At 70.8% G+C, this 17,608-nt stretch carries 11 protein-coding genes and 7 pseudogenes; 7 read left to right on the forward strand and 11 right to left on the reverse strand.

The annotated features are described in order from the left end of the window. The first annotated feature begins 174 nt into the window (after positions 1-174). A complete protein-coding gene (locus tag ACRAWC_RS24955) occupies positions 175-795 on the forward strand; it encodes a hypothetical protein (RefSeq protein WP_431349910.1) in 621 nt (206 codons plus the stop codon). 72 nt (positions 796-867) lie between these two features. Here ACRAWC_RS24955 and ACRAWC_RS24960 read toward each other — a convergent pair. Then, positions 868-1,880: pseudogene (locus ACRAWC_RS24960) on the reverse strand (PHP domain-containing protein). A gap of 165 nt (positions 1,881-2,045) precedes the next feature. Here ACRAWC_RS24960 and ACRAWC_RS24965 point away from each other — a divergent pair. Beyond that, entirely contained in the window at positions 2,046-2,498 is a 453-nt protein-coding gene (locus ACRAWC_RS24965) for a dihydrofolate reductase family protein (RefSeq protein WP_431349911.1), read from the forward strand. A gap of 35 nt (positions 2,499-2,533) precedes the next feature. After that, positions 2,534-4,877: pseudogene (locus tag ACRAWC_RS24970) on the forward strand (ATP-binding cassette domain-containing protein). A gap of 26 nt (positions 4,878-4,903) precedes the next feature. On the opposite strand, the gene ACRAWC_RS24975 reads toward ACRAWC_RS24970, so the two are convergent. The 8 genes and pseudogenes from ACRAWC_RS24975 to treY all read right to left on the reverse strand — a co-directional run bounded on the left by ACRAWC_RS24975 (position 4,904) and on the right by treY (position 13,799). Continuing rightward, positions 4,904-5,983 (reverse strand): glycoside hydrolase family 15 protein, encoded by a 1,080-nt coding sequence (locus tag ACRAWC_RS24975; protein ID WP_431349912.1) that lies wholly within the window; start codon positions 5,981-5,983, stop codon positions 4,904-4,906. Positions 5,984-6,443: 460 nt separating this feature from the next. Further along, a pseudogene (locus ACRAWC_RS24980) lies at positions 6,444-7,532 on the reverse strand (protein kinase domain-containing protein); the annotation flags it as partial. Continuing rightward, on the reverse strand, positions 7,532-7,663 hold the full coding sequence (locus ACRAWC_RS24985; protein WP_431350026.1) for a hypothetical protein: 132 nt from the start codon (positions 7,661-7,663) through the stop codon (positions 7,532-7,534). The pseudogene ACRAWC_RS24980 and the gene ACRAWC_RS24985, both read right to left, overlap by 1 nt. A gap of 26 nt (positions 7,664-7,689) precedes the next feature. Further along, positions 7,690-8,463 (reverse strand): hypothetical protein, encoded by a 774-nt coding sequence (locus ACRAWC_RS24990; RefSeq protein WP_431350027.1) that lies wholly within the window; start codon positions 8,461-8,463, stop codon positions 7,690-7,692. A 103-nt stretch (positions 8,464-8,566) separates the two neighbouring features. Continuing rightward, positions 8,567-8,944, reverse strand: a pseudogene (locus ACRAWC_RS24995) (alpha-amylase family glycosyl hydrolase); the annotation flags it as partial. Then, complete coding sequence (locus ACRAWC_RS25000; RefSeq protein WP_431349913.1) at positions 8,871-9,572, reverse strand: hypothetical protein; 702 nt, start codon at positions 9,570-9,572, stop codon at positions 8,871-8,873. The pseudogene ACRAWC_RS24995 and the gene ACRAWC_RS25000, both read right to left, overlap by 74 nt. A gap of 319 nt (positions 9,573-9,891) precedes the next feature. After that, a pseudogene (gene treZ / locus ACRAWC_RS25005) lies at positions 9,892-11,585 on the reverse strand (malto-oligosyltrehalose trehalohydrolase). A 10-nt stretch (positions 11,586-11,595) separates the two neighbouring features. After that, positions 11,596-13,799: pseudogene (gene treY, locus ACRAWC_RS25010) on the reverse strand (malto-oligosyltrehalose synthase). Positions 13,800-13,991: 192 nt separating this feature from the next. Here treY and ACRAWC_RS25015 point away from each other — a divergent pair. From ACRAWC_RS25015 to ACRAWC_RS25025, 3 genes are all read left to right on the forward strand, one after another. Next, on the forward strand, positions 13,992-14,297 hold the full coding sequence (locus ACRAWC_RS25015) for a hypothetical protein (protein WP_431247908.1): 306 nt from the start codon (positions 13,992-13,994) through the stop codon (positions 14,295-14,297). Positions 14,298-14,518: 221 nt separating this feature from the next. Next, positions 14,519-14,692, forward strand: a complete 174-nt coding sequence (locus ACRAWC_RS25020; protein ID WP_431219778.1) for a CsbD family protein — start codon at positions 14,519-14,521, stop codon at positions 14,690-14,692. A 127-nt stretch (positions 14,693-14,819) separates the two neighbouring features. Next, on the forward strand, positions 14,820-15,089 hold the full coding sequence (locus ACRAWC_RS25025) for a hypothetical protein (protein ID WP_431219779.1): 270 nt from the start codon (positions 14,820-14,822) through the stop codon (positions 15,087-15,089). Here the strand turns inward: ACRAWC_RS25025 and ACRAWC_RS25030 are convergent. Further along, positions 15,062-16,011: pseudogene (locus tag ACRAWC_RS25030) on the reverse strand (GlxA family transcriptional regulator). The gene ACRAWC_RS25025 and the pseudogene ACRAWC_RS25030 sit on opposite strands and share 28 nt — an antisense overlap. A gap of 86 nt (positions 16,012-16,097) precedes the next feature. Between ACRAWC_RS25030 and ACRAWC_RS25035 the strand changes: the two are divergent. Beyond that, a complete protein-coding gene (locus ACRAWC_RS25035) occupies positions 16,098-16,310 on the forward strand; it encodes a hypothetical protein (protein ID WP_431246285.1) in 213 nt (70 codons plus the stop codon). Positions 16,311-16,399: 89 nt separating this feature from the next. On the opposite strand, the gene ACRAWC_RS25040 is transcribed toward ACRAWC_RS25035, so the two are convergent. After that, positions 16,400-17,488 carry a LacI family DNA-binding transcriptional regulator gene (locus tag ACRAWC_RS25040; protein ID WP_431246286.1) on the reverse strand — a complete coding sequence of 363 codons (1,089 nt, stop codon included), beginning with the start codon at positions 17,486-17,488 and terminating at the stop codon, positions 16,400-16,402. Positions 17,489-17,608 lie beyond the last annotated feature (120 nt).

Below are 17,608 nucleotides of genomic sequence, written 5' to 3' on the forward strand. Positions count from 1 at the left end.
CGATCGGCGGGCCGCCGCGCCGCCCGCCGATCGGCGGGCCGCCGCGCCGCGGTGCCGTCGCAGCGTGTGCGGATCCGCCTGCCGAAGCCGGCGCGACGCCGGATGCTCCCGCTGCACCACCGGGTGTGGGCGTGACGCTGGCTGGTCATCGGGCTGATCTGCGGATTCTCGATCGTGCCGACGGATGCTGCCCTCGCCTCGACGCTGCGGATCGCGCCCTCGACCACGCTGGCCCCGGGGGAGGCGGCCACGGCGGAGCGCGCCTCGGCGCCCCCGCAGGAACTGCTGGTGGATGCGACCATCGCCGCCCCGGTCGTCAACCGCGAGGGACTCAGTGCGACGGACGGGCTGCAGACGCTGGCCCGCGTCGGCACCAACGAGGCCTGGGCGAAGCTGGTGCTGATGTTCGGCGGCTGGCCGCAGACGGACGAGAACGTGAACGTGATGCTGCGCTGGATGCGGCAGGAGAACGGTCCGCCGGACTGGTGGAACCGCAACAACCCCCTCAACAACGGCTACGGCTCGGGCGGCGGCGCGGGTCCTGGGCAGCTACCCCGACCTCGTCACCGCGGCGGAGTACTGCGCCAAGAACCTGCAGCGCGGGTACCCCGACATCGTCGCGGGGCTGCAGGCCGGCACATCGGCGGATGCGACGGCGGCCGCCATCTGGGCCTCGCCGTGGGCGAGCAGCCACTACGCCAACGGCGCCCACTGGAGCACCCGCCCCGTGCAAATCGTGCAGGCGCCCGCCTCCGCCTGGGGCCTCTAGGCGTCCCGCCGCGCGTCGAGTGGTGAGTCGTGGCGCCTATCCGCGCCGAGTTGCGACGTGATGTCACCACTCGGCGGGGTTGGGAGGGGCGGAGCGCGTCACGACTTGGCGAGCCAGGGGCGCAGGCGCTCCAGCGGCCAGGTCGTGATGATGCGGTCGGCCGGCACGCCGTTGGCGGCCGCGCGGGCGGCGCCGTAGGCGAGGAAGTCGAGCTGGCCGGGCGCGTGCGCATCCGTGTCGATCGAGAAGAAGCAGCCGGCGTCGAGGGCGCGCTGGATGAGGTCGTCCGGCGGATCCTGACGTTCCGGCCGCGAGTTGATCTCGACCGCGACCTGGTTCTCGACGCAGGCGGCGAACACCGCGTCGGCGTCGAACTCCGAGGGCGGACGCGTTCCGCGCGACCCCTGCACAAGCCGCCCGGTGCAGTGGCCGAGCACGTTGGTCTGCGGGTCGCGGATGCCGCCCAACATCCGCTTCGTCATGGTGCGCTTGTCGGAGCGCAGCTTGGAGTGGACGCTGCCGACCACCACATCCAGCCGCGTCAGCAACTCGGGCGTCTGGTCGAGCGTGCCGTCCTCGAGGATGTCGACCTCGATCCCGGTCAGCAGGGTGAGGGATCCGGTGTCCAGCTGCGAGATGATCTCCAGCTGCTCCTCCAGCCGCTCGGCGCTGAGCCCGCTCGCGACCGTGAGGGTGGGGGAGTGGTCGGTGATCGCCTGGTACTCGCGGCCGAGGCGTGGCGGCGGCCGCGGCCATGACGTCGATCGGGACCGTTCCGTCGGACCACTCGGTGTGGCTGTGCAGGTCGCCGCGCAGCTGGGCGAGGAGCTCCGCGCCGCCGGTGTCGAGCGGCGCCGCGTTGCGCTCGCGCAGGTCGGCGAGGTAGGCCGGCACCTCGCCGGATACGGCCCGGGCGATGACCTGGAACGTGCGGTCGCCGATGCCTTTCGTGCGCTTCAGCCGGCCATCGGCGACGCGGGCGGCGAGCTTCGTCCTGCCCGAGCCCGTCGATGGTGGCGGCGGCCCGGCGGAACGCCTGCACCTTGAAGCTCGGGGCGAGCTCCCGCTCCAGCCAGAAGGCGATCTCGTTCAGGGCGTCGACGGCATCCATGCGCCCCATGCTCCCACCGTGTCGGTGGTGCCCGGTACCGTCGCGGCATGGGGAGGATCATCTTCGACACCGCGGCGACCCTCAACGGGTACATCGCCGACGAGAACGACTCGCTGGCCTGGCTGTTCGCCGTGCCCGGCGGCGAGGGAGCCCGACGAGTCGCTGTTGCCCAGCGATGCGGCCGTGATGGTGGAGGGGCGCACGACGTACGAGTGGGTGCTGCGCGAGTCCGGCATCCTGGCGCATCCGGAGAAGTGGCAGGAGTTCCACGGCTCGCGGTCCACCTTCGTGTTCACCCATCGTGAGCTGCCCGTGCCCGAGGGAGCCGACATCCGCTTCGTGTCAGGGCCGGTGGTGGATGCACTGCCCGCCATCCGGGAGGCGGCCGGCGACGGCGACATCTGGGTGGTCGGCGGCGGCGACCTGGCCGGGCAGTTCTTCGACGCCGGGGCGCTGGACGAACTTGCGTTGTCGATCGCGCCGGCCGCGCTGACGGGAGGGGCCCCGCTGTTCCCGCGCCGGGTCGGGTCCGACCGGCTGCGGCTCGAGTCGGCGACCGCAATCGGCCAGTTCGCGCGCCTCCGCTTCTCGGTGCATCACCCGGCGGCGGGGTCCTGATCTAGGGTGGGTCACGCTCGACGGAGGGAATCGACATGACCGCAACGGCCGACAGTCACGACGTCATCCGCGTGCAGGGGGCGCGCGAGAACAACCTGAAAGAGGTGAGCGTCGAACTGCCGAAGCGCCGGCTCACCGTGTTCACCGGTGTCTCCGGCTCGGGCAAGAGCTCGCTGGTGTTCGGCACGATCGCGGCCGAGTCGCAGCGCATGATCAACGAGACGTACAGCGCCTTCGTGCAGGGCTTCATGCCGTCGCTCGCGCGGCCCGACGTCGATGTGCTCGAGGGGCTGACGACGGCGATCATCGTCGACCAGGAGCGGATGGGCGCCAACGCCCGCTCGACGGTCGGCACGGTGACCGACGCGAACGCGATGCTGCGCATCCTGTTCAGCCGGCTCGGACAGCCGCACATCGGCTCCCCGCAGGCGTTCTCGTTCAACATCCCGTCGATCTCCGGCAAGGGCGCCATCACGGTGGGCGGCAAGACCGAGCGGCGCAGAGTTCACCCAGCTCGGCGGCATGTGCCCGCGGTGCGAGGGGATGGGCACGGTCAGCGACATCGACCTGACGCAGCTGTTCGACGACAGCAAGTCCCTGGCGGAGGGGGCGATCACGGTTCCCGGCTTCACGGCCGACGGCTGGTCGACGCGCATGTTCAGCGAGTCGGGTTTCTTCGACCCGGACAAGCCGATCAGCGACTACAGCGAGACGGAGCGGAACGACTTCCTGTACAAGGAGCCGACGAAGGTCAAGATCAACGGCATCAATCTGACGTTCGAGGGGCTCGTGCCGAAGGTGCAGAAGTCGATGCTGTCGAAGGATGTGGACGCCATGCAGCCGCACATCCGCGCCTTCGTCGAGCGGGCGGTCACCTTCGCCGCATGCCCGGAGTGCGGAGGGACGCGTCTCAGCAAGGGCGCCCGGTCGTCGAAGATCGCCGGAATCAGCATCGCCGACGCCTGCGCCATGCAGATCACCGACCTCTCCGACTGGGTGCGCTCGCTCGACGAGCCGTCCGTGGCCCCGCTGCTCAAGAACCTGCAGCACCTGCTCGACTCCTTCGTCGACATCGGGCTGGGGTACCTGTCGCTCGACCGGCCGTCGGGGACGCTCTCGGGCGGCGAGGCGCAGCGCACCAAGATGATCCGGCACCTCGGTTCGTCGCTGACCGACATCACGTACGTCTTCGACGAGCCGACCGTCGGGCTGCATCCGCACGACATCCAGCGCATGAACGAGCTGCTGCAGCAGTTGCGCGACAAGGGCAACACCGTGCTCGTCGTGGAGCACAAGCCGGAGGCCATCGCGATCGCCGACCACGTGGTCGACCTCGGTCCGCGCGCCGGCTCCCAGGGCGGCGAGGTCGTCTTCGAGGGCACGGTCGAGGCGCTGCGGGCGAGCGGGACGCTCACCGGGCGGCACCTGGACGACCGCGCGCGCCTGAAGGACGAGGTCCGGACGGCGAGGGGCACGCTCGAGGTCCGCGGCGCCTCCGAGCACAATCTGCAGAACGTCGACGTCGACATCCCGCTCGGGGTGCTGGTCGTCGTCACGGGGGTGGCCGGGTCGGGCAAGAGCTCCCTGATCCACGGCTCGGTGGCACAGCGGGAGGGCGTGGTGTCGGTCGATCAGGGCACGATCCGCGGCTCCCGGCGCAGCAACCCCGCCACCTATACCGGGATGCTGGAGCCGATCCGCAAGGCGTTCGCCAAGGCGAACGGCGTGAAGCCCGCCCTGTTCAGTGCCAACTCGGAGGGCGCCTGCCCCAACTGCAACGGTGCCGGCGTCATCTACACCGACCTGGGCGTCATGGCGGGCGTCTCGACCGTGTGCGAAGTGTGCGAGGGCCGGCGCTTCGACGACTCCGTGCTCGAGTACACGCTCGGTGGCCGGGACATCAGCCAGGTGCTGGCGATGCCGGTCGCCGAGGCGGAGCGGTTCTTCTCGGAGGGTGAGGCGAAGCTGCCGGCGGCGCACGCCATCCTGACCCGGCTGTCGGATGTGGGGCTCGGCTACCTGACGATCGGGCAGCCGCTCACGACGCTCTCCGGCGGGGAGCGGCAGCGGCTCAAGCTGGCGACGCACATGGGCGAGAAGGGCGGCGTGTACGTGCTCGACGAGCCGACCACCGGCCTCCACCTGGCCGACGTCGAGCAGCTGCTCAGGCTGCTCGACCGGCTGGTCGACAGCGGCAAGTCGGTCATCGTGATCGAGCATCACCAGGCGGTGATGGCTCACGCCGACTGGATCATCGACCTCGGCCCGGGCGCAGGGCACGACGGCGGGAAGGTCGTCTTCGAGGGCACGCCGGCCGAGCTCGTGACCGAGCGCTCGACGCTGACGGGCGAGCATCTCGCGCGCTACATCGGGGCCTGAGACGGCGCCGGTGACCCGCCGGGGCGTCAGCGGCCGAGGTCGTCGATGGTCAGCGCCGCGTCGATGAGGCCCAGGTGCGAGAGCGCCTGCGGAAAGTTGCCCCAGAAGGCGCCGACCTCATCCATCATCTCGGCGTACAGCCCGACGTCGTTCGCCCGGTCGACCAGGTCGTCCATGAGGGCGGATGCCTCACGGATGTCCCCGACGCAGGCAAGCGCCGCAGCCAGCCAGAAGGAGCAGGCGACGAACGGGCGCTCACCGTCGGCCTCCGCCCCGGTGAAGCGGAACAGCAGAGGGCCCCTGCCGAGCTCGCGGCGCAGCACCTCGATCGTGGAGCGCATCCGCTCGCCGCGGTCGAAGCCGCTCGGAGCGTGGAGCAGCACCGACGCATCCAGGTCGTCCTCGCCGGCGACCATCGTGTAGGCGCCCAGGCGCTCCGACCAGCAGTGCTCGTCCACCCACTCGTGGATGAGCTCCGCCTCGCGCCTCCAGCGGTCCGGGTTGCCCTCCGCCTGCCCCAGCCCGGCCAGATCCAGGGCCGCCTGCAGCGCCTGCCAGCACCCCATCTTCGAGGAGGTGTGGTGGCGCAGCTCGGCGAGCTCCCACATCCCGGAGTCCGGCTGGCGCCAGACGTCGCAGACGCGGTCGGCGACGTCGGAGACCAGGCGCCGGGTCGGCACGTCGAGCACGTTCCCGGCCGACGCGTAGGCGAGGGCGACACTGAGCAGGTCGCCGTAGACGCCGAGCTGGAGCTGTGACGCGGCCCGGTTGCCGGTGACGACCGGCCCGATGCCGCGCCAGCCGGGCGCGTCGTGCGTCTGCGGTTCGGCGGACGACTCCTCGCGGAGCCCGTAGAGGATGCGCAGCTCGGCCGGGTCGCCCTTGACCGCCCGCAGCAGCCAGGCGATCGCGGCGTGCGTCTCCTCGCGCAGCCCGAAGCGGGCGAGTGCGCGGAGCGCGTAGGCGGTGTCGCGCACCCACGCGAAGCGGTAGTCCCAGTTCTTGCCCCCGCGGGAGGTCTCTGGGAGGGAGGTGGTGGCCGCCGCCGCGATGGCACCGGTGGGCGCATAGAGCAGGAGCTTGAGGGCGAGCGCGCTCCGCTGCACCGCATCCGCCCATGGCCCGTCGTACGAGAACGTCCGCGACCACAGCTCCCAATTGGAGACGGTGCGATCGATCCCGATGTCGACGTTCCCCGGCTCGGGCAGGGTGCAGGGGTTCGTCGTGGGTCGCCACGACGGTCAGCGTGCGGCGATTGCCGGCGACCACGCGGATTCGGCCGCCGAACCGCGGGGCATCGGCGTCCTCCTCGCCGTCATCGAGGCCGGTCACGCCGATGTTGACCGTGCCGACCCGCAGGATGCGCCTGCCGTCGATGTGCTCGGCCCACGGGCTCGACATCCCGAACACGGTACCGGGTTCGACGGACCAGTCCATCACCACGGTGCCGTCGACGCCCTCGATCCGCCGCGCGAACTCGACCCACGGCAGCCGGCCGGCGACGCCCGTGACCAGCGCGTCGGTGACGCGCACCGTCCCCGTCGCCGTGGTGAACGTGGTCTCCAGCACGTTCGTGCCCGGCAGGTATCGTCGCCGCGTCTCGAATGCGCTCACCGGGTGCAGTTCCAGGCGGCCGCCGTGTTCGGTGTCGAGCAGTGCGGCGAAGACCGGCGGCGAGTCCAGGCTGGGGAGCGGGAGCCAGTCGACCGTGCCGGATCGATCGATGAGGGCGACCGTGCGGCCGTCGCCGAGGGCCGCGTGCTCCTCGATGCCCGCGGCGTCCGCGCCCGTCGTGGTCACGCCCTCTGCTGCAGGCCCGCGGCCGAGATGACGGCCTCGCGGAACACGGGCGTCGAGCTGCTTCGCGGTCGGCCGGGCGGCCGGGTCGCTCGCCGTCATGGCGTGGAGGATGCGCGTCCAGTCGTCGGGGAGGCCGTTCGGCACGGGCGGCTCGTGATCCAGCCGGGGCCATCGCCGATTCGACGGCGCTCCCGGGTAGGTCACGTGATGGGTGAAGCACTCGAGCAGGACGAGGCCCAGCGAGTAGATGTCGCTGGCTGCGGTGGCCGGCTTCCGGAGTGCCTGCTCGGGGCTCAGGTAGGCGGCCGTTCCGGTCGTCTTGCCCTCCTCCGTCTGCGTGGGCTCTCCCCGGATGCCGCTGGCGATGCCGAAGTCGGTGAGCCGGGCGCGGGCCCGGAAGGTGGTGGTGCCGTACGACACCAGCATGATGTTCGAGGGCTTGATGTCGCGATGCACGACGCCGTTCGCGTGCACGTACTCGAGCGCCTCGGAGATGTCGCACGCGACCTCCGCGATCTCCTCCAGCGTCAGTTCCCGCTGGCCCAGCGCAGTCGCCAGGTCGGTGCCGGAGACCAGCTCCATGATGAGGAACGGCCGTGGATCCGTGGGCGACGTGTAGTCGATCCCCGCGTCGATGAGCGACACGATGCCGTGGTGGCTGAGCCGCGCGAGCGCCGCCTGCTCGGTGCGGTACTGCGCCATCTCCTCCTCGCCGCCCGAGCGGTACAGCTTGATCGCGACCTCTCGGCCGAGGAGCTCGTCCGTCGCACGGAAGATGCTCGCCTCGCCGCCGCGGCCGATGACGTGCTGCGGCCGATAGCGGCCGAGGAGGGCCGGGATGGTCGACTCGGGCATCAGCTGTTCCGCGACCTCAGCAGCGCGAAGGAGGACTCGCCCAGGATGACGCTCCCGCCGTCGCCGAGGGAGAGCTCCGGGTCGCTCGAGAGCTCCAGCTCCCACGCCGAGCCGATCGCGTCCGGAAGCACGAACTCGACACCGTTTCCCGCGCCGTTCAGCAGGAGCAGGAACGAGTCGGCGCCCTCGTGGCGCAGCTCGAAGGCGATGGAGCGCGCCTCCGGGTCGCCCCAGTCCTCGTCCGCGAACGGCTCGCCGTCTGCGCGGAGGATGCAGACCACGTCCGGGCCGCCGACGTCGGGGGCGTGGCGGTACCACTCCGGCCGCAGCGCTGGCGATCCGAGCGGCGCAGGTGGATGAGCTTCGACGTGAACTCGTGGAGCTCCCAATCCGCGTTCTGCCAGTCGAACCACGAGATCTCGTTGTCCTGGCAGTAGGCGTTGTTGTTGCCCTGCTGGGTGCGGCCGATCTCGTCGCCGCCGAGGATCATCGGGACGCCGGCCGACAGCAGCACGGTCGCCAGGAAGTTCTTGCGCTGCCGGGTGCGGAAGGCGTTGATGCCCTCGTCGTCGGTCGGACCCTCGACTCCGTAGTTGCTGGACCGGTTGTCGGATTCGCCGTCGCGGTTGTCCTCGCCGTTCGCCTCGTTGTGCTTCTCGTTGTAGCTGGTGAGGTCGGCGAGGGTGAAGCCGTCGTGCGCCGTGATGAAGTTGACGCTGGAGAGCGGCGCGCGGCGCGAATCCTCGTAGATGTCCGGGCTGCCGAGGACGCGCTGCGACAGGGTGGAGAGCACGCCCGGCTCGCCGCGCCAGAAGTCGCGGACGTCGTCGCGGAACTTCCCGTTCCACTCCGACCAGTCGGCGGGGAAGCCGCCCAGCTGGTAGCCGGCGACGTCCCACGGTTCGGCGATCATCTTCACCTGCGCGAGCACCGGGTCCTGCTGGATCAGGGTCAGAAACGCGCCAGCGGAGGCTGGCGTCGCCGCCCTGGCGGGTCAGCGTGGTCGCCAGGTCGAAGCGGAAGCCGTCGATGTGCATGTCCTCGACCCAATAGCGAAGCGAGTCCATGATGACCTGCAGGGCGGCAGGGTGACTGACGTTCCAGCTGTTGCCGGTGCCCGTGGTGTCGAAGTAGTGCGCGCCGTCGCCCTCGACCAGCCGGTAGTACGAGGGGTTGTCGATGCCCTTGAAGCTGTAGGTGGGGCCCATGTCGTTGCCCTCGGCCGTGTGGTTGTAGACGACGTCGAGGATGACCTCGAGGCCGGCGGCGTGCAGAGCCTTCACCATGCCCTTGAACTCGTCCACCTGGTGCCCCGTGTCACCGGTCGCCGCGTACTCGTTAGTGCGGCGCGAAGAAGCCGATGGAGTTGTAGCCCCAGTAGTTGCGGAGGCCCTTCTCGGCGAGGTGCGCATCCTGGACGAACTGGTGGATGGGCAGCAGCTCGACCGCCGTCACCCCGAGGTTCTTCAGGTACTCGACGGCGGCGGGATGCGCCAGCCCGGCGTAGGTGCCGCGGAACTCCTCCGGCACCCACTCCATGAGCTTCGTGAATCCCTTCACGTGCATCTCGTAGATGATGGTCTCGCTCAGCGGGATGCGCGGCCGCTCGTGGTCGCCCCAGTCGAATTCCTGCCGGTCGATCGCAACGCCCAGCGCGACGTGGCGCGCTCCGTTGGTGTCGCTGCGGCGCTTCGGCCGCCCGAGCTGGTGCCCGAACACGGCCTGGGTGTTGTCCCAGTAGGCCGGTGACGGCACGGGCGTGCGGCGGGAGCAGCACCTTGGCGGGGAGAAGCGGAGGCCGTTCGCCGGGTCCCAGGGACCGTCGACCCGCAGGCCGTAGCGCGTGCCGGGGACGAGCCCGGGAACGAAGCCGTGGAAGACGTGGCCGGTGCGCTCGGGCAGCACCGTCTGCGTCTCGCGACCGCGGGCGTCGAACAGCGACACGATGACCTTGTCGGCGCGCTCGCTGTAGACGGCGACATTGGCGCCGCCCTCGCGCAGGGTGATGCCCAGCGGGTACGGCGTGGAGTCGGCGGTCATCGGCACGCTCGCTCGGAGGAGCGGCTGCTGCGGGCGGCGCAGCGAGGCTGGGGACAGGGCTGGGACACGGTGTCTCCGATCGGCGGTAGACCGCCACGATACCTGGGCGGGGCGTGGCCCTCCAGGCATTGACAGGGAGCAGCGGGGACGTTAGACCCGGGTCAGGAGTTCGCCAGACGCGGGCGTTCATCCACGCGACGACCTCGTCGCCACGATCCACGCGAGCCGCTTCTCGCCGTCGGCGAGCGGATGGTGGCGGTTGAGGGCGACCAGAAGCGCTGGGCCTTCGAGACTTCGCCGACCGTACCACCGTGCGCGCCTAGAGTGGCGTGACGCGCACCGCCTCGCCGAAGGCGGCGACGGCGTCCTGCGGCGACGCCACGAGACCGGCTCCGGAGAGGCTGACCTCCACCAGCCAGGCCCGCGCGTGTGAAGCGGAACACGCCCTCGTCCAAGGCCACGTCGTCGGCGCGCGCCCCGGCCGGGATGGTGCGGCGGAGCGCCGTGAGGGTGCGTACCACTCCAGCATCCGGGCGTTCTCGGCCCGGTCGAGTTCAGACCAGTCCAGCTTCGACCGCCGGAGCGTCTCGGGGTCCTGCGGGTCAGGCACGATGTCCGGGTCCCAGCCCATCTTGGCGAACTCCGCGATGCGCCCCTCGGCGGTAGCCTTCCCCAGCTCGGGCTCGGGGTGCGAGGTGAAGAACTGCCAGGGTGTGGTGGCCGCCCACTCCTCGCCCATGAACAGCATGGGGGTGAACGGTCCGAGCAGCGTGAGGGCCGCCGCGGCCGCCAGGCGCCCGGCGTCGAGCGTCGCGGTGAGGCGGTCGCCGGCGGCGCGGTTGCCGATCTGGTCGTGGTCCTGGCTGAACGCCACCAACCGGGTGAAGGGGATGTCGGGGTCGAGCGGCCGGCCGTGGTGGCGCTCCCGGAAGCTCGACCAGGTGCCATCGTGGAAGAACCCGCGCTGGAAGACCCTGACCAGCGCATCCGGCTGGGCGAAGTCGGCGTAGTAGCCGGTCGCCTCGCCGGTGAGGTTGGCGTGGATGCTGTGGTGCACGTCGTCGTCCCACTGCGCGTGCAGGCCGTAACCGTGGTGCGACCGCGTGCGGATGAGCTTCGGGTCGTTGAGGTCGCTCTCGGCGATGAGGGTGCGCGGGCGGCCGGTCTCTCCGGACAGTTCGTCGGCGAGCACCGCCAGCTCTTCGAGCAGGTGCGTCGCACCGGTGTCGGCCAGCGCATGCACCGCATCCAGGCGCAGGCCGTCGACGTGCATCTCGCGCAGCCAGTACTCGGCGTTGTCGAGGATGTAGCGGCGCACCTCGTCGGACTGCGGGCCGTCGAGGTTGATCTTGACGCCCCACGTGCTGGCGCCCTGCCCGAGGTACGGGCCGAACTTCGGGAGGTAGTTGCCGCTCGGGCCGAGGTGGTTGTAGACGACGTCCTGGATGACGGCGAGGCCGCGCTGGTGGCACGCCTCGACGAACCGCTGGTACGCCTCCGGGCCCCCGTACTGCTCCTGCACCGCGTACCAGAGCACGCCGTCGTAGCCCCAGTTGTGCGTGCCGTTGAAGGCGTTCACCGGGAGCAGCTCGACGGCGTCCACCCCGAGCTCGATCAGATGGTCCAGCCGGCCGGCCGCCGCATCCAGCGTCCCTTCGGGCGTGAACGTGCCGATGTGGAGTTCGTAGATCAGCGAGCCCGTCAGGTCGCGTCCCTCCCACATCCCGTCGGCCCACTCGTGCGCACGCGGATCGAACTCGCGGCTCAGCTCGTGCACGCCGTTCGGCTGACGCAGCGAGCGTGGGTCAGGGAACGGACCCTCGCCGTCCACCACGAATCCGTAGTCCACCGGCGCGTCCGGCAGGGCGGGCGACTCGGCGAGCCGCCACCAGCCCCGGTCGGCGCTTCGGCCGTGGCCGGGACGGGCGTGAGCGGGAACGTGCCCAGGTCGCCGAGCACCACATCCACGCTGCGCGCCTCCGGAGCCCAGACGGGAAGTCCCGCCCTCCCCAGCCGCCGGCCGTCATCGGACGACCGCCAGCAGTGCGACCGGGTACCGCTCGAAGACGGTGGCGAGCGGCACGCGTCCGCGATGCTCGCGGCCGGTGAGCTCGTCGCGCATGGGTTCCTCCCCGAGGTCGATGGTGGTGTCCGCCCAGCCGCCGGTCGCGGAGAGGCCGACGGGCAGGCGGGTCGCCAGCGCGATCGCGCCGCCGCGGTCGAAGCCGACGAGGTGGCCGGCGCGCGACCCCTCCGCGTAGACCGGGCGGTAGCCGGTGAACAACTCCGGGCGGTCCCGCAGCAGCCGCAGGGCACGCGACGTGACAAGCACCTTGGCCGCGCCCGACGAGTCGATCTCGGGCAGCCAGCCCTCGTCGATGTGGGCGAGCAGGGCTGCGGCGGCGTCGAACTCGACAGGGCGGCGGTTGTCCGGGTCGACCAGCGACCGCTCCCAGCGCTCGGAGCCCTGGTACACGTCCGGGCGCCCCGGCGACAGCAGCTGCAGCAGCTTCGCGCCGAGGCCGTTGACGGCGCCGGGCGCCTCGATCACCGCGGCGAGGGCTTCGACCTCGGCGCGCACCCGTTCGTCGTCGAAGGCGGCGTCGATCGCGGCGGCCATGCGGGTCTCGAACTCCTCGTCCGGGTCGGTCCAGGCGGTGGACGCGCCCGCCTCCTCGCCGCCTTCAGGGCGTAGCCCTGCAGGCGCTCACGGGAGGCCGGCCAGGCGCCAAGGACGGACTGCCAGAGCAGGCTCTCCAGCGACGCGTCGCCGACGCTGACGCGTTCGCGCACCGTGCGCAGGAACCGCTCGAAGCGCCCCGGCAGCTCGGCGAGCACGGCGATCCGGGCGCGGGTGTCCTCGCCGCGCTTGGTGTCGTGGGTGGAGAGCACGGTCATCGACTCGGGGAGGCGTCGCAGGCGGTCCTCCTGCCGCCGGTGGAACTCCTCCGGCGAGAGGGCGAACTCGGACGGGTCGCCGCCGACCTCCGTCAGCGAGACCAACCGGGTGAAGCGGTAGAAGGCGTTGTCCTCGACACCCTTCGCCATGATCGCGCCGGTCGTCTGCTCGAAGCGGTCGCCCAGCCGATCGGTGATGCGGGCGATGACCGGGACGAGGTCGGGCCGCGATTCCGCGGCGGCGAGGCGCGCCTCCTCGAGGTACTCGGCGCCGAACGGGAGGTAGCTGCGGTACACCGGGAACCACGCCGCCAGCTCGGCCACGGCATCCGCGGTCTCCTCGTCGGTGCCCTCGCCCAGCTCGCGGACGACGCGCAGGACCTCCGAGCGCAGGATGCCGTCGGCGACCGCCCGCTTGCGACGGTGGATCAGCTCCGTCCAGTCCTGGTTCTCCTCCCGGTCGTCGGTCTCGCCCGCGAGCGCGGTCAGCGGCCCCTCGCCGGCGGGGTCGATGAAGACCCGGTCGATGACGCCGAGGGCGTCGTAGCCGGTGGTGCCCTGCACGGGCCAGTCGGGCATCCGCTCGTCGCCCTCGATGATCTTCTCCACCCAGATCGGCGCATCGCCGGCGAGGGCGCGCAGACGCTCCAGGTACTGCCCCGGGTCGCGCAGGCCGTCGGGGTGGTCGACGCGGAGGCCGTCCGCGATGCCCTCGCGCAGCCAGCGGCCGATCTCGCGGTGGGTGTCGTCGAAGACCTGCTGATCCTCGACCCGGAGGCCCGCGAGGGTGGTGACCGCGAAGAACCGGCGGTAGTTCAGCTCGGCGTCCGCGCGGCGCCACGACATGAGCTCGTAGTCCTGGCGGTCGTGGACCTCGCGCGGGCTGCCGTCGCCGGTGCCCGGCGCGATCGGGAACCGGTGGTCGTAGTACCGGAGCTCGCCGTCTTCGATGCGCAGCGCATCCAACTCGTCGGCGCCGTCACCGAGGATCGGGAGCCGCAGTTTCCCGTGGCCGAACTCCCAGTCGATGTCGAAGTACGGCGCATAGCGCGACCGGCGCCCGTGCGTCAGCAGGTCCCACCACCACGGGTTGACGGCGGGCGTGGCGACGCCCATGTGGTTGGGGACGATGTCGACGAGCACCTTCAAGCCGCGCTCGTGGGCGGCGTCGGCGAACTCCCGAAGGGCCTCCGGGCCGCCGCGGGACGCATCCACCCGGCTGTGGTCGACGACGTCGTAGCCGTGCATCGATCCCGGCTCGGCTTCGAGCAACGGCGACAGGTAGACCCAGTCCGCGCCGAGCCGCTGGATGTGGTCGAGCACCTGCATCGCATCGCGCAGAGTGAAGGAGGGGGAGATCTGAAGGCGGTAGGTGCTCACAGCCTCATTGTGCGGGAGCGCATCGGGCGCCAGTAGGCCTTGAATTCGCGCGAGCCTGCGATTGCTAGACAAGCAAGCAATATGGATAGACTAACTACATATCCGACGTACGAGCCGTCGGAGAAGAGGGGAGTGACCGGGATGGGCGTGCTCAGCTACGGAGGCACCGACTACCCCTTCGGGGATCGGATGCTGGCGCACCTCCAGGTCGTCATCACCACGAAACTGCGCCGGCGCGAGAGCTTCGCCCTGAGCTGGGTGCCGGACGGCGACGGCGGGCGCGAGGCGATCTGGGTCGACAACGGTCTGCCGATCCGCTTCCGGTACGACGAGTCGACGATCGAGCCGCTCAATCGCGACTGGCTGGAGGCCTTGATGGACGGCACCCACCGCCCGAACGGCCTGCTGGTGATGCCCGAGCCCGAACGCATAGCGGCCAGACACTAGACCTCCTCGTTTCTCGGTGACCTATCGTCATCGCCTTGCTGCACCGGATGCGCGACGCGGTCGACCGCATAGACGTTGCCGGCAACGCCGGGCGCCCGTATGGTCGCCGCGACCGCCTCGACTGAGCATGCGGTGTGACGTGGTGGCGCGGGGGTAGACCGCCACACCGAACGGTGGGACCGTCTATGGGGTATCCGAACCGGACCACGAAAGGGGACCTCATGGGACTCGACGACAAGATCGAGAACGCCGGCGAGAAGCTCGGCGGCAGCGCCAAGGAGGCCGCGGGCAAGGCGACCGACAACGAGCGCCTCGAGGCCGAGGGCAAGGGCGACCAGGCCAAGGCCGACGTCAAGCAGGCCGGCGAGAAGATCAAGGACGCATTCAAGGACTGACGACCGGCGAGCCACGAAGCCCCCGCCCGGGTCCACGTGGGCGGGGGCTTCGTCATGCCCGGACAGCCGCATCCGTCGCCTGAGATTCATCTTTCGTTAACCGGCGCGGCGGAGTAGTTTCCGGTCCATGGGAGACCGGACGGATCGTGCGCGCGCGTGGCGCCGCGCCGCCGTCGGCGCCGTCCTGGCGGCACTCGCCCTCCTCGCGACCGTCGCGGTGGCCGTCGCCATCCCGACCCAGGGCGAGAACCCGCGGGCCTGGGGCGTCGTCGTCTGCGGGGTGATCACCGTCGCGATCTGCGTGGACGTGGCCGTGCGTAATCGGCGTCTGCTCCGCCACTACCGGGGCGACGACCTCGCCCCGCGCCATCACGTGCGGGCGAAGGCCGCGCGGTAGCGGGTCGGCGGCACGCCCACCTCGGCGTCGAAGTGATGGCGCAGCAGCGTCGCGCTGCCGAAGCCGCAGCGGCGGGCCACCTCGTCGATGGGAAGATCCGTCGTCTCCAGCAGGAGCCGGGCGTGCAGCACGCGCTGGGTGGTCAGCCACTGCATCGGCGGCACGCCGGTCTCGGCGACGAACCGCCGCGCGAAGCTGCGCGTCGACATGTGGACCCGCTCGGCCAGGCTGCTGACGCTGTGCGGCTCGTCGAGGCGGTCGGTCAGGTGGTCGAGCAGCTCGCTGAAGGTGTCGTCCGTGCAGTCGCTGACCGGCTTGTCGATGTACTGCCGCTGGCCGTCGTCGCGCTGCGGGGGACGACCATGTTGCGGGCGATGGTGTTGGCGACGGCACTGCCGAGCTCGCGGCGCACGAGGTGGAGGCTGGCGTCGATGCCCGCGGAGGTCCCAGCGCTGGTGATCAGGCGGCCGTCGTCCACGAACAGGACATCGGGGTCGACCCGGGCCTCCGGGAACCGGCGCTGCAGCTCGGCGGAGTAGCGCCAGTGCGTCGTGCAGTCCCGGCCGTCGAGGAGACCGGCGGCGCCCAGGGCGAAGGCGCCGGAGCAGACGCTGAGCAGGATCGCGCCCCGGTCGTAGGCGCGGCGGAGCGCATCCAGGAACTCCTCGGGGTACTCGTCGCGCACGGTGGCGGCGGGGACGGCGATCAGGTCGGCGTCGTCCATCGCCTCGAGGCCGTACGGCGCGGTGAGGGTGACGCCGGTCGGATTCGTCACCGGCTTCCCGGGGTCGATCGCGCAGACGCGGAAGTCGAAGGGCTCGAGGCCGGCGTAGCTGCGGTCGAGGCCGAAGACCTCGCAGACGACGCCGAATTCGAACATGGCGAAGTCGTCGATGAGGGGGACCGCCACGGATCGGATCATGCCCGCCAGTGTAGTGGCGGAATCTTTACGAGGATAGACCGAAAGCCACCTCGTGTCCGGATATTTACGTTCGTAACGTTGGTGTCATGGCAAACGCGACATGGACACAGGGAATGGAACACGGCTGGGTCGGCCGACCGGCCCGCACGGGCGACCGGGCGCGGACGCCGCGGCGGTTCGTGCTCAGCGACTGGCTGCCGGCGGCGATCCAGGCGCGCGGCGGAAGCGTCACGCGCGAGACCGATCGCGCGCTCAGCGACCTGCGCGCGGCGCAATCCGCACGCGAGACCGGTCGCTAGCGCATCCCTTCGGTGAGATTTGTGCCAAATCGCGGTTATGGCGTCGCGATAACCGCGATTTGGCACAAATCTCCGACAAGGCGAGCGGCTCAGGCGGAGGCGACGCGGGCGGGGGATGGCACGGGACCGACGGAGGCGCGGCGCACCAGTTGCGCGTCGAAGACGACGGCCTCCTCATCCACGCGCTCGCCGTGGATGCGCTGCAGCGCCAGGCGGGCGGCTGCAGCGCCGAGCTCGTAGATCGGCTGCTCGACGACGGTCAGCGGGGGCGTGGTGATGCGCGTCCACTCGGGGTTGTCGAAGGTGATCAGCGACACGTCGTCGGGCACCCCCAGGCCGAGCGACCGGATGGTCTGGAGCACGGTCATCCCGATCAGGCTGTCCGAGGCGATGACGGCGGTGACGGGGTCGTCGCCGGTCAGGAGTTCGCGCGCCACCGCCTCCACTCCGCGCCGGCGGGCGTCGAGGCGGATGTGGCTCTCGGGTGACGGGATGCCTGCGTCGGTGAGCGCCTCCATCACGCCGTCCACACGATCCGCCACGCTCGACATGGTGATGCGATCCCCGGGGGTGTAGGCCTGCGCGGGGTGGTCGTGCGTGGAGATGAACGCGATGCGCCGGTGGCCTTCGGCGAGCAACTCCGCGGTCGCGCGGGCGGCCGCCGACCGGTTGTCCACCGTGACGGAGTCGTAGTGCTCCCCGTCGGCGCGGCGGTCGAGCAGCACGAGCGGACGTCCCGCCGCCGGCGCGGCCGCCAGGTGTGCGACGCGGGCGGAGGACGCCGGCGCCACGATGAGGGCGTCGACCTGCTTGTCGAGCAGGACGTCGACGGCGGCCTGCTCCGCATCCACGTCCTCGTCGGAGTTGGTCAGGATGACGTCGTAACCGGCCTTGCTGGCGACGTCGGAGATCCCACGCATGGCGTGCGCGAAGAACGGGTTCTCGATGTCGCCGACGACGACCCCGATCGTGTTCGAGCGGCCCGTGTTCATCGACCTCGCGAGCGCGTTCGGCCGGTAGTTCAGCTCCTCGGCCGCGGCGAGCACACGCGAGCGCACCGCCTCGCTCACCTGCCCGTAGTCGCCCAGCGCGCGGGCCGCAGTGGCCTTCGAGACCTTCGCCGCTTTGGCGATGTCGGCCACCGTGACGGCGCGGCGGGACGCGGGGCGTGGGGACATCGGTGGACCCTTCCTTTTCTCGCTTCCCGTTTGACGAACCCGGGAAACGTGTTGTAGCGTCCCAGAAAACCAACTGAGACCGGTCTCAGGCTAAACGACAGAGACCGGTCTCAGCAACCA

The sequence above is a fragment of the Leifsonia sp. L25 genome, assembly GCF_050632895.1.